The organism is Polaribacter sp. AHE13PA (assembly GCF_019278505.1).
In the GTDB taxonomy this organism is placed as follows: domain Bacteria; phylum Bacteroidota; class Bacteroidia; order Flavobacteriales; family Flavobacteriaceae; genus Polaribacter.
On record NZ_CP058985.1, the window covers coordinates 4099052 to 4111565 of the forward strand.

The following is a 12514-nucleotide window of genomic DNA, read 5'->3' on the forward strand; positions in this document are numbered from 1 at the left end:
AATTAGATGTAATCCAACGTTATAATACTAAAAAATACAATTTAAATTTATAAATTATGGCAATTATAAAAGCAGTAAGAGGAAATCATCCGCAAATACCAGAAGATTGTTACGTAGCAGAAAATGCGACAATTGTTGGTGAAGTTTCTCTAGGAAAGGAATGTAGTATTTGGTTTAACGCAGTGCTAAGAGGCGATGTACATTTCATAAAAATTGGTAACAAAGTAAATATTCAAGATGGTGCGGTAATCCATGCAACGTATCAAAAATCACCAACAACAATTGGCAATAATGTGTCTATTGGGCATAATGCAATTGTGCATGGTTGCACAATTCACGATAATGTTTTGGTAGGTATGGGGGCTATTATTATGGACGATTGTGTGGTGGAATCTAATTCAATTATAGCTGCAGGTGCGGTAGTTACTAAGAATACCCGAGTAGAAAGCGGAAGTATTTATGCAGGAGTTCCTGCTAAAAAAGTAAAAGATATTTCGCAAGAATTAATTTCTGGTGAAATTGATAGAATAGCTAATAATTATTTAAAATATTCTAGTTGGTTTAAAGAATAAGATTTGCGCGTTACACAAGGTCGGGCTTTCTCTACTCGCTTTTTTTGAAAACACAAAAAAGAGCTCAAACAAACCGTTCTATCCCTAACGCAAAACCAATTCGTTATAAAAACAAAAACCCGATTTCAATTAAGAAATCGGGTTTTTTCAATCAACTAATCAACCAAAACTAGTTTACTTTTATTTTTTAAGATCTATCACCTCTTTGATCTCTCTTGTTACTTTTAGACCCTTTTTTTCCTTTTGTTTTATGCATTGCCATTTTACTTCTGTTTTTATGCATTTTTTCAAACTTGTCAAATTGCTCTTTGCTTAAGATGTTTTTCATACGGTTTTTCATTGCAATCTTGTCATCTAATCGTTTGTTTTGCATTGCAAACATTTCATCTGCCGTTGGTCTTTTTCTATCTTTTCTGTCAGCTTTTCTTTCTGCCATTGCAGCTTGCCTTTCTGCCATTTTAGCCATTAAAATAGGCTTAATTTGGTTTTGTTGTTTTTCAGATAAATCTAGAGTCAATGTCATTTTTTTAACTGCTAAAGTAGCGTGTTGTTCTGCTGTTAATTTAGAGTCTCTTCCTCCATTTCCTCCTCTTTTTTTCTGTGCTTGTGTAGTAAATGTTACTGCAAATACTAATACTAAGATGCTTGCTAATTTTTTCATATTTTTATAATTTTAATGTTTTTATGTATACTTCTTTGACCCATAAAAACTAGAAAGGTTTAATGTAATTTTTTGTTTAACAAGTCTTTAACATTAGTTTAGTGTTGTAAAAGTAAAAACTCGGCTCCATAAAGAAACCGAGTTTTTTAATAACCTAATCAACCAAAACTAGTTATTCTTAATTTTTTTTCTTTTTGCCTTTCTTTTCAGTATTTCCTTTTTTCTCATTAGCCATTGCTTCAAATTTAGCAAATTGCTCTTTGTCTAAAATACTTTCCATTTTAGTGTTAAAAGCAGCAGCTTTTTCTTTTCTTTCTGCATTTAATTGTTGGCGTTCTTCTTTACTAGGTTTTTCTCCAGAATCTTGTAGAGCTTTCCTTTTTTCCATAGAGGCTTGTCTATCTGCCATCTGTTCTTCTAATAAAGGTTTAATCTCATTTTGCTGATCTGCAGTTAAATTCAAATCTGTTGTCATTTTTTTCAACATCTTTTCAGTAGAAGGTTTTCCTCCTTTTTTTTGCGCTTGCGCAGTAAATGTAAAAGCAATTACAAGTACTAAAATAGTTACTATGTTTTTCATTGTTTTTTTGTTTTGTTATTTTTAATTACGCTTCTTGGACTCATAAAAAATGAAAAGGTTTAAATTTGCATTTCTGTTTAATGTGTTTTTAAGAAATAAATATGAAAAAATTATTGTGGCTATTTTTATTACTACCAATTCTTACAACTGCTCAAGATAGTATACGTGTAGATATGAGTACTCCTCATGCTACTGTTTATACACATTTATACTTTTTGCAATCGGATTCTTATGAACCTAAAAAAGCAGCAAAAACTATTTTAGGTCTTTCCGAAGAGAAGGCTATTGAAAAAGCGATTAAAATAAAGCAAGTTTTAGACGGTAAGGGTTTGTATGTAGATATGAACAGAGTACCTACCAATGCTAATTATAAAGATACAATTGGGTATTCTTCTTATTTTAGATACGTATTATTTCCTGAAAGAATGCCACAAATTTATGTGGAAAAGATAGGTGATAATTGGTATTATTCAACAGAAACAATTAACAAAATTGAAAGTTTATACAAATCGGTATATCCGTGGTACATTCAAAAATTACAGAATATAATTCCTCTTTCTGGTCATAAAAAGATACTGAATATAGAATTGTGGAAAATTATAGGATTGTTAATACTATTTATTTTAGCCTATATTATTTTTCTAATTGTAAAAAGGATAGCATTTTTTATTTTATTAAAGTTACAACAACAAATTACAAAGAATACCAATTTAGAAGTTAATAAAGTAATTAAGAAATTGGCACATCCAATAAGTTTATTGGTTGCATTAAGTTTTATAGATAAAGCTTTTCCATCATTACAATTTGGTTTAACCACAAATACTTGGGTGTTTCTGGCTTTAAATATAGCAGAAACAATTTTCTGGATTTATGTGTTTTTAAAATTAGTAAAAGTTGTAATGCGTATATATGGTGAGTTTACAGAAAGAACTCATGGAAGGTTAGATGATCAACTAGTACCTATTTTACATAGTTTTTTAACAGGTGTGGTTATTGTAGTTGGTATTTTAAGATTATTAGTTCTTTTTGGTGTAGATACTACAACAATGATAGCGGGTGCTACTATTGGTGGTTTGGCATTTGCGTTAGCTTCTCAAGACACTGTAAAAAACTTGATTGGTACTATTATGATATTTCTTGATAAACCATTTCATATAGATGATTGGATTGAGGCAGGAGAAGTTGTGGGTACGGTAGAAAGAGTAGGATTTAGGTCTACACAAGTACGTGCTGCAGATACTTCTATTTATCAAATTCCGAATAGTAGATTGTCTGAGTTGGTTATTAATAATAAAGGATTGCGTTTATTTAGAAGATACAATACAAATTTAGGATTGCGTTATGATACGCCACCAGAATTAATTGAGGCTTTTGTTAAGGGCCTTAGAGAAATTATTATTGCACATCCAGAAACACGTTCTGATTCTTATAATGTAGAGTTTACAGGTTTTGGAGACTCTGCTTTGTTGGTGATGGTAAATGTGTATTTTAAGAGTTTAGCTTGGGGTGTAGAGCAATCTTCTAAACACAGATTGCATATTGCTATTGTAAAATTAGCGAAAGAGTTAGGTGTAGATTTTGCTTTTCCTTCTACAACGGTTACTATTGAGAATTTTCCTGAGAAAAAAGGATTAAATCCTAAATACGATATTAATCAAGAAAGAATAGATACTGTGATTGCAACAGTTGTGAACGATTTTAACAAAGAGAATCAGTCAGAAACAGCAAATTAATTCAACAATATTTTAGTACTATAAATTCAAAAGGCAACCTTACTTTTACAGTAAGGTTGCCTTTTTTTTATGATAAAATATTAAAAGGTAGAAATATTATTAGCTACCTATCCGTTTTTAGCCTCTTTAAAAATTTCTCTAACAGCAATTTCGTAGTTTCTTACATTACCTGCCTTTTTAATTTTTTTATAGGTTTTCTGAGGGTTTGAAAAACTTTGAGAAAAATATTCCCAGAAACCAAGCATCTTCATTTTAATAGGAGTAGGACCGGAAAGCGCTGCATCATATTCAGTAAAAATACGATCGTGAAATTCGTTAAAAATATCGAACCTATTTTTCGGGTATTCTGTAGTTTCGGCTTTTATCATACTTGGTAAAAAAGGATCTGCAATTAGTCCTCTACCAATCATCCAATGATCTATAGATGGAAAACGTTCTTGAAGTTTTTTATAAGCAGCAACAGAGGTAACGTCTCCATTGTAATACAATTTATGCTTTGTATTGTTTACACATTTTTGAAATGAATCTAAATCTGTTCCGCCTTTGTACAATTGTTTTCCTATTCTTGCATGAATAGCAATGTTTTTTAAAGGATAATTGTCTAAAACTGGTAAAACCTCTAAAATTTCTTCAGGAGTATCATAGCCCATTCTCATTTTCATAGAAACTAAAATATCAGATTCATTATGAATTTTATGAAGAATGCTATTTATCTTTTCAGGATTTGCAATTAGTCCAGAGCCCATTCCGCGTTTGGTAACCATCGGGTAGGGGCAACCTAAATTCCAGTTTAATTCTTTGTAGCCTAATTCTCTAACATATTTAGCTACAAAAAGAAATTCTTCTACATTATTGGTAATAATTTGAGGAATTACTTCTAACTCAGTATTATTCTTGAGTTCAATGTCTTTTTTGTAAGAATTTTTAATCACTAGTTTTCCGTTTAAACGGATGTATGGTGAATAAAAAGTATCAATTCCACCAAAAAAATGATTGAATGCATTTCTAAATTTGTAATCTGTAAAGCCTTGTAAAGGAGAAGATAAAAGTGTCTGACTCATAAAAAATATTGTGCTGCAAATATAGAATACTTTTTAATGCGTTTGATAGAAAATAAAAAATGGATTGAACTTTTCTTAATTCTTAGAAGACTTTAAAGGAGTATTTAACCAGTAGTTGTGTTCTAGTTCTAAAGGTATTATTAATGACTTTGATAAAGGTGAATTTTTATCAATAAAACTTTGCTGAATAGGGAGTTCTTTCTGTTCGAAAGTTTCTTGTACAAAAAATTCTCTGTATTGATTTATTTTTAAACTAGGTCTTTTGTCAATCTCAAAACCATTTAGGTCTTTTAAATTTGTAATATCGAACTTAAAGAAAGGGGAGTAAATTAGGTTAACATTTTCCTTTTTTAAGATTACTTCATTAAAAGACTTTTCGTCAATAACAACATTAAATACTCTCGAACTTCCTTCAATAGGAATAATATCTAGAACTTTTAATCTTTTATTTTTATAATAAATTTTAAAATTTCTTTTATGGATACTGTTAAGTGCAACCAATCTATTAAAATACATTTTAAAACTCTTTTGTTTAGGATTGTATTGGGTTTTTATGAGTTTAAAATATTCTCCACTGTAAGCTTCAAAGAAGTTATTAAAAGTGATGTAATTTAAATACATTTTATCCTTTTTAGGGATGTATTCTATAGTAACTGAGTATTGTGGGTTTTTCTTATTGTTATAATAGAGGTTGTAATTGAGTTTATGAATTGCAAAATCTTGTTTAGAAATGTAAATGGTTCCAAATGCAGCATAATCATAATTTGTTGTTTCCATAATAGAGGTAAATGAAATTTCATAGATTGGAGTATTATCCGAAAAAATTACTTTTTTTACTTTGAATTTATGGTTTTTAACAAAATCTTTTTCAAAAACATTACTAAAAGAAAATGACATTTTATCATGGTTTCTAATTGTGTTTGTAAGATTTAAAATATTTAACTCATTGCCTCCTAAAGGAGTTATGTATACGCTTTCAGAATATTTTTTCTTTTCATTATCATAGGGAACCGTAAGTGAAGGATCTTGTATAAATTGTTTATTTGTTTTGTAGTTATATAATAAAGATTGATTTTTTTTACTATCTAATTTATCACTATCAAAACCATCGTCAAAAGACTCTATTATTGCCTCATGTACATTTAAGTATTTTATTTCTTCTTTAGATTGTCTGTTTTTTTGGTAAGAATCACCAACAGGTTGTTGGTAATCTCTATAATAACCAATATAAGAATGTGGTTCTGTTGGGTAATTTTCTGTAATATTTTGAACAGCTTGTTTAACAATTTGAATGCCTAATAATTGTCTTTTTTTCTTTTTTGAAGATTTAATAACGATTTCATTGAGTTGATTATTCGCTATTGATAAGTAGATAACATTAATACTGTTTGTTTTTAATTGAGAGAGCTTTACTTCTTTGGTTTTATATCCGATAGAAGATATTCTAATTATTCCTTTATTTTTTTGTTCTATTGGTATTTCAAAATTTCCGTTGAGGTCTGCATGTGTACCTCTATTTATATTTTTTAGCATAACTGTAGCATAAACAATAGGTGCTCCGGAAGTAGCGTCTATTATTTTACAAGAAATTTTTTCTTGAGAAAAAGTTGTGCTTATAGTTATTATGATAAGAACTAAAAAAGAGATTTTTTTTCGATTCAAAATAGAAACTTTATGTATTTTTAAGTCAAAAACCACGCCAATTAGAGGCGTGGTTTTAGTATTATATAATTCTAAATTAATTATTTAGGATCTAAAATAGTATCAATTCTATCTACAACATCCTGTAAGTGGTAACGAGTTAAAGTGTTTCCTCTGTTAGAAGCAGATTTTGCATCACGTTGTAAACGTTTTAATTCACCTCTTGCTACAGATTTTACATCAGAAATATTTGCAGAAGAAGATTCTAATAAAGATTTTAAAATATCAATATGCAATTTTTGTAAATTTCTTCTGTACGTGTCAATACTTCTACCATTATAAAGTTCTGTCCAGATACCTTTTCTTAAATCAGAAAACATAGAAACTAAAGTATACGCATCAGAGCCGTTTAAAGTTTCGTTCTCAATCATACGTGCCATTCTAGATGTACTTAAAACTCCGCTTAAAGTTCTTCCTTGTAAAGATTTAATTTTATCTACTGCACCGGTATATTGTACTTTAGAAAAAAGATCTTTATCTATCATCCAAGTTGGTGTTTCAAATAATTGATCTATTACAAATGCTAAAGATTCTTTTTGGCGTGCTTTATCTACATGAGTATAAACTGCTCCTTCTTGGTCTGTTGTTTTATAGTTTTCATAAATACCACCAACGTTAGAAGAAACGTGTCCCATATACCTAGAGAATTGTGTAAGTAATTCACCGTACATAGCATTCATATCATCATAGTTTTCACCTTCTTCGCTAGTCCACTCTTCTAATTTAAGTAGAGTTCTCTTTAAATTTTTAATTCCGTAGTTACTTGCTTTTACAGCATCGTCACCTAAGTCTTCTGTTTGAGAACTAGGGTCTATAACACCACGTTGTTGGCGACCAAAACGGTACATTGGGTCTCCAGCATGTTTTAAAATCCAAGAATCAAGAATAGGTTTTTCATCTTTAGCATCTGTATCTAAAATAGGTCTGTATCCCCAAGAGATAGAATATTTGTCATAAATACCAATATTTGGCATTAAAGCAACGCCTTTGTCTTCTGGTTGTGCAACATAGTTAAAACGAGCATAATCCATAATAGAAGGTGCTGTTCCGTATTTTTTTGTGAATGAAGCAGAACGTAAAGAATCTACAGGATATGCAGCAGAACTCCCCATGTTATGAGGTAAACCTAAAGTGTGACCTAACTCATGAGAAGATACAAACTTGATTAATTCTCCCATAGTTTTTGTCTTGAAATTGTTACCTCTTGCTTCTGGGTTAATTGCAGAAGTTTGCACAAAGAACCAATTGTGTAATAAAGTCATTACATTATGATACCAGTTGATATCAGATTCTAAGATTTCTCCAGATCTTGGGTCACTTACGTGAGGTCCGTTCGCATTAGGAATTGGTGATGCTAAATATCTAATTACAGAATAACGAACATCTTCTGGACTATATTCTGGGTCTTCTTCTTTGGTTGGTGCTCTTTTACCAACAATAGCGTTTTTAAAACCTGCTGCTTCAAAAGCAACTTGCCAATCATTTACACCTTGTATAATATAAGGAACCCATTCTTCTGGAGTTGCGCTATCTACATAATAAACAATTTGTTTTTTAGGCTCTACTAATTCTCCTCTTTTAAATTTTTCGATATCTTCATCTTTTACTTCTAAACGATATCTATCTAAATATTTAACTGTTTTACTTTTTTGAGCATCTAAACCATAATCTACTTGACCTCTAGCAAACCATCCTACACGTTCATCAAAATAACGACGTTTCATTGGTACTTTAGGTAGTAAAACCATTGAGTTACTCATTTCTAAAGTAATAGACCCCAAAGAGCTGTTAGAAGGTGCTTTACTTGCAAAATATGTTTTTACATGTCTTGTTTCTATGTTTTTAGGGTAACTACTAACTCTTTCTATATATGAACGGTCATTATCCATTCTTGTTACACCGTACGCTTTTCTATAAAAACCAGGAAAACCTAAAGGTTTTATATCTGAAGTAAATAAAGGAGTAGCATCTATAACAGTTGCTGTAGAGTCTTTACTAATTGCTTTTATAGGAAAAGAAAATAGAATAGGCTCTAAGTTAGAGTTTACAACGGCTTTATGAACCGGTAAAATAGTATCTGCAACAATGTCATGAGAAACAATTCTTAATAGAATTTGTTTGTTCTTTCTTTCCCAACGTAATACTTGTGTGTTTGTTTTTCCACCACCAAAACCAATTCCGGTTGCAGTTTTTGCAATTCTTGTTACCATTAACATTTCTCTTGTTAAAAGAGAATCTGGTATTTCGAAAAGATAAGAATTACCTTTTGTATGAACTTTAAATAATCCTTCGTCTGTTTTATGGTCTTTGGTAACCACTTTTCCGTAAGGCTGAATGTCTCCCTTTTCGGGTTTCTTTTTTGGAGTTTCTTTAGGAGTTTCGTCCTTTTTTTTCTTCCAAAATTGGGCTTCTGTTTGAGTTGTAAAACCAAAAACAAAAGCAACTAAAAGTAATTTAGTAAGTAATCTTTTTGTCATCATTAAAGTGTTATTTGAATTGGTTTCGAAATTAAGAAAACGCTGAAGTATTGAGTCTTAAATATATGTTAAAGGGAAAGGTTGGGGGCAATAAAGAAAGCTTCTTAATAAGTAGGTGGGGTAAAAATCATAGAGTTGAAACACCTTTGGTTGTTTAATCTTAATATTTTTTAAAATAAGTTCTATTGAAGTAGTGTCTTTAATAGTTAACGTTTCTTTTTTATTGTAAAAAAAAACTCATCTACAATTTATTTTGTAGATGAGTAATGTAAGCTTTTGTTATAGATATTAGCTATAAAAATTATTTTTGGTAATACTTAATACGCTCTTTTATCGTTTCCTTCGTAAAAATTAATAAAAGCTTGGTTTACAACTCTGCGTCCTCCAGGAGTAGGGTAGTTTCCTGTAAAGTACCAATCTCCAAGATTATCAGGACACGCTTTGTGCAAGCCTTCTATAGATTGATAAATTACTTCTACTTGTGCCTTAATATCTACTGTTTTTAACATTTCAGCAATTTTAGCAGAAATTTCTTCAGCTTTAAAAGGACTGTAAATTTCTTTTACGTGATTTACAATTTCAGTATCTGCTTTACCTTGCTGCTCTTTACATTTTTTGTAAACAGCGTCTACAATATTATATTGATTTGTATCTTTTAACAATTCTAAAGCTGCTTTAAAAGCAATAAAATCATCAATTTTGGCCATATCAATACCATAGCAATCTGGGTATCTAATTTGTGGAGCAGAAGAAACTACTACTATTTTTTTAGGTTTTAATCGATCTAAAATTCTAATAATACTTTTCTTTAATGTAGTACCCCTTACAATACTATCATCAATAATAACAAGGTTATCAGTAGGTTTTACAACACCATATGTAATATCATAAACATGCTCTACCAAATCATCTCTACTGCTATCATCTGCAATAAAAGTTCTTAATTTTGCATCCTTAATGGCTATTTTTTCAAAACGAGGTCTTTCAGATAAAATCTCTGTAACCTTTTGTGCTGATAATTTTGTTCCACCAGCTAAAATTTTTGCTGTTTTTTGTTGGTTCAATAAATCTTCAGCAGCTTCTACCATTCCGTAGAAAGAAGTTTCTGCAGTGTTTGGTATAAAAGAAAATACAGTGTTAGAAATATCGCTATTAATAGACTCTAAAATCTTTGGAAACACTATTTTTCCTAGGTCTTTTCGTTCTTTATAAATAGAAGCATCACTTCCTCTAGAAAAATAGATACGCTCAAAAGAACAAGCTTTGTTTTCTCTAGGCTCTATAATTTTCTTAATTGAAGTTACACCACTTTTCTTAATAATTAAAGCATGTCCTCTTTCTAATTCTTGAACGTCTTCTATCTTAACATTAAAAACAGTTTGAATAACTGGTCTTTCTGAAGCGACAACTACAACTTCTTCATCTTCATAAAAATAAGTAGGTCTAATTCCGTTTGGATCTCTTAAAACAAAAGCATCTCCATGACCAACTAAACCTGCCATAGCATAACCACCATCCCAGTTTCTAGAAGATCTTTTTAATACTTTTTTTAGTTTTAGATTTTCTTCGATATAAGGTGAGGCATCTCTTTTATTAAATCCTTTTTTCTTTGCTTCTTGGTATAATTTGCCAACTTCATCTTCTAAGAAATGACCAATTTTTTCCATTACAGTTACGGTGTCTGTAAATTCTTTAGGGTGCTGACCTAACTCAATTAATTCTTCAAGTATTTGATTAGAATTAGTCATGTTAAAGTTACCAGCAACTATTAAGTTTTTATGTTTCCAGTTACTTTGGCGTAAAAAAGGGTGTACACTTTCTATACTATTTTTACCAAATGTACCATAACGTACGTGTCCTAAAAATAAGTTTCCAACATAAGGCATGTTTTCTTCTTGCCAAGCAACGTCGTCTTTTTTATCAGGATTTTGTTCTAAAACATTATTTAAACGTTGGTTAATTTGAGCAAAAACATCTTGTATGGGTTGCGGTTGGTTAGAACGCACCCTACTAATATATCTTGTACCTGGTTCTACATTAAATTTTACGCTGGCAAAACCTGCACCATCTTGTCCGCGATTGTGCTGTTTTTCCATTAATAAATACATTTTATTAATTCCGTAAAAAGCAGATCCGTATTTGTCTTTATAAAATTGTAACGGTTTCTTTAATCTAACAAGTGCAATTCCACATTCATGTTTAATAGCATCACTCATTGGTATATATAGTTTTTTTGTTGTGTTGTTGTAAAAAAAAAATCCGCAGCAAAAACCGCGGATTAAAATTAAGATATTTTAATATCAAATTGTGTTAAATCTTTAAAAGCTTGTAATCGCTTTTTAACTTCTTCTGCAGTAAGTACTTCCATGCGCTCTGTACCAAATTTTTCTACACAGAAAGATGCTAGGTTAGAACCGTAGATAATTGCATTTTTCATGTTGTTAAAAGAAATGTCTTCTGTTTTTGCTAAATAACCACAAAAACCACCAGCAAATGTATCTCCAGCTCCTGTAGGATCAAAAACTTCTGCTAAAGGTAATGCAGGTGCATAAAACATATTTCCTTCATTAAATAATAAAGCACCATGTTCTCCTTTTTTGATCACCACATATTTAGGTCCCATTTCATGAATCTTTTTAGCTGCATTTACTAAAGAATATTCTCCAGATAATTGACGCGCTTCTTCATCATTAATAGTTACTACATCTACACGTTTTAAAACTGTATGTAAATCATCTAAAGCAATGTCCATCCAAAAATTCATAGTATCTAAAACTACTAATTTTGGTCTTTCTGTCATTTGATCTAATACAGATGCTTGTGTTAACGGGTGTAAATTCCCTAACATTACAATACCTGCATCTTTAAAATTTTCTGGTACAACAGGTGTAAAAGTCTCTAATACATTTAATTCTGTAATTAAAGTATCTCTAGAGTTCATATCATTGTGATATTTACCACTCCAGAAAAAAGTTTTACCTTCTTTATCTACCTCAATTCCATCGGTATTAATTCCTTTATCATTCATCATTTCTAAGTAGGATGCAGGGAAATCTCCTCCAACTACAGAAACAACGCCTGTTTTTACTCCAAATTGACTTGCAGCTAGACCTACATAGGTTCCAGATCCACCTAATATTTTGTCAGTTTTCCCAAAAGGGGTTTCAATTGCATCAAAAGCTACTGTACCAACTGCTAATAATTTACTCATTTCTTAGATTTTATACGTAATTTTGCATTTTATAAAATGCTTTTTAAAAAGTGCAAAAATAAGTTTTAAAAATGACTATCAAAGAAATACAAGAAGAAATTATTGATGAGTTTTCTATGTTTGATGATTGGATGGAGCGCTATGAGTACATTATAGAGTTAGGTAAATCGTTACCAATTATTGAGGATACGAATAAATTAGATGAAAATTTAATAAAAGGTTGCCAGTCTAAAGTTTGGTTATATTCTGAATTAGAGGGAGATATTATTAAGTTTTCTGCGGATAGTGATGCTATATTAACCAAGGGTATTGTGGCATTGTTATTGAGGGTGTATTCAAACCAAAAACCGGTAGATATTTTAGGGGCTTCTACAGATTTTATTGATGAAATCGGTTTAAAAGAACATTTATCACCAACAAGAGCAAATGGTTTAGTTTCTATGGTTAAGTACATAAAAATGTATGCCATTGCACAACAAACTAAATTAGGAAATTAAAAATACAATTGGTGAAAACTA

At 30.5% G+C, this 12514-nt stretch carries 10 protein-coding genes; 3 read left to right on the top strand and 7 right to left on the bottom strand.

Translation table 11 applies throughout. From position 1 onward, the window contains the following. Window positions 1-56: 56 nt before the first annotated feature. Entirely contained in the window at window positions 57-572 is a 516-nt protein-coding gene (locus H0I28_RS17350; RefSeq protein ID WP_218732655.1) for a gamma carbonic anhydrase family protein, read from the top strand. Between the two features lie 187 nt (window positions 573-759). On the opposite strand, the gene H0I28_RS17355 is transcribed toward H0I28_RS17350, so the two are convergent. After that, a complete protein-coding gene (locus H0I28_RS17355) occupies window positions 760-1233 on the bottom strand; it encodes a hypothetical protein (RefSeq protein ID WP_218759929.1) in 474 nt (157 codons plus the stop codon). A 178-nt stretch (window positions 1234-1411) separates the two neighbouring features. Then, entirely contained in the window at window positions 1412-1813 is a 402-nt protein-coding gene (locus tag H0I28_RS17360) for a Spy/CpxP family protein refolding chaperone (protein WP_218752199.1), read from the bottom strand. A gap of 101 nt (window positions 1814-1914) precedes the next feature. On the opposite strand from H0I28_RS17360, the gene H0I28_RS17365 reads away from it, so the two are divergent. Next, on the top strand, window positions 1915-3546 hold the full coding sequence (locus H0I28_RS17365; protein WP_218732658.1) for a mechanosensitive ion channel family protein: 1632 nt from the start codon (window positions 1915-1917) through the stop codon (window positions 3544-3546). Window positions 3547-3653: 107 nt separating this feature from the next. Here the strand turns inward: H0I28_RS17365 and H0I28_RS17370 are convergent, their stop codons facing one another. The 5 genes from H0I28_RS17370 to H0I28_RS17390 form a co-directional block, all read right to left on the bottom strand. Then, entirely contained in the window at window positions 3654-4607 is a 954-nt protein-coding gene (locus H0I28_RS17370; RefSeq protein ID WP_218759930.1) for a tRNA-dihydrouridine synthase family protein, read from the bottom strand. A gap of 75 nt (window positions 4608-4682) precedes the next feature. Next, window positions 4683-6269 (bottom strand): carboxypeptidase-like regulatory domain-containing protein, encoded by a 1587-nt coding sequence (locus H0I28_RS17375; RefSeq protein ID WP_218759931.1) that lies wholly within the window; start codon window positions 6267-6269, stop codon window positions 4683-4685. An 80-nt stretch (window positions 6270-6349) separates the two neighbouring features. After that, a complete protein-coding gene (locus tag H0I28_RS17380) occupies window positions 6350-8785 on the bottom strand; it encodes a zinc-dependent metalloprotease (RefSeq protein ID WP_218755228.1) in 2436 nt (811 codons plus the stop codon). Between the two features lie 317 nt (window positions 8786-9102). Beyond that, a complete protein-coding gene (locus H0I28_RS17385; RefSeq protein WP_218759933.1) occupies window positions 9103-11001 on the bottom strand; it encodes an amidophosphoribosyltransferase in 1899 nt (632 codons plus the stop codon). A 68-nt stretch (window positions 11002-11069) separates the two neighbouring features. Then, complete coding sequence (locus tag H0I28_RS17390; RefSeq protein ID WP_218732662.1) at window positions 11070-11996, bottom strand: PfkB family carbohydrate kinase; 927 nt, start codon at window positions 11994-11996, stop codon at window positions 11070-11072. Between the two features lie 71 nt (window positions 11997-12067). Between H0I28_RS17390 and H0I28_RS17395 the strand changes: the two genes are divergently transcribed. Then, the gene (locus tag H0I28_RS17395; protein ID WP_218732663.1) at window positions 12068-12493 is read left to right on the top strand and encodes a SufE family protein; all 426 of its coding nucleotides are present in this window, start codon (window positions 12068-12070) and stop codon (window positions 12491-12493) included. Window positions 12494-12514: the final 21 nt, after the last annotated feature.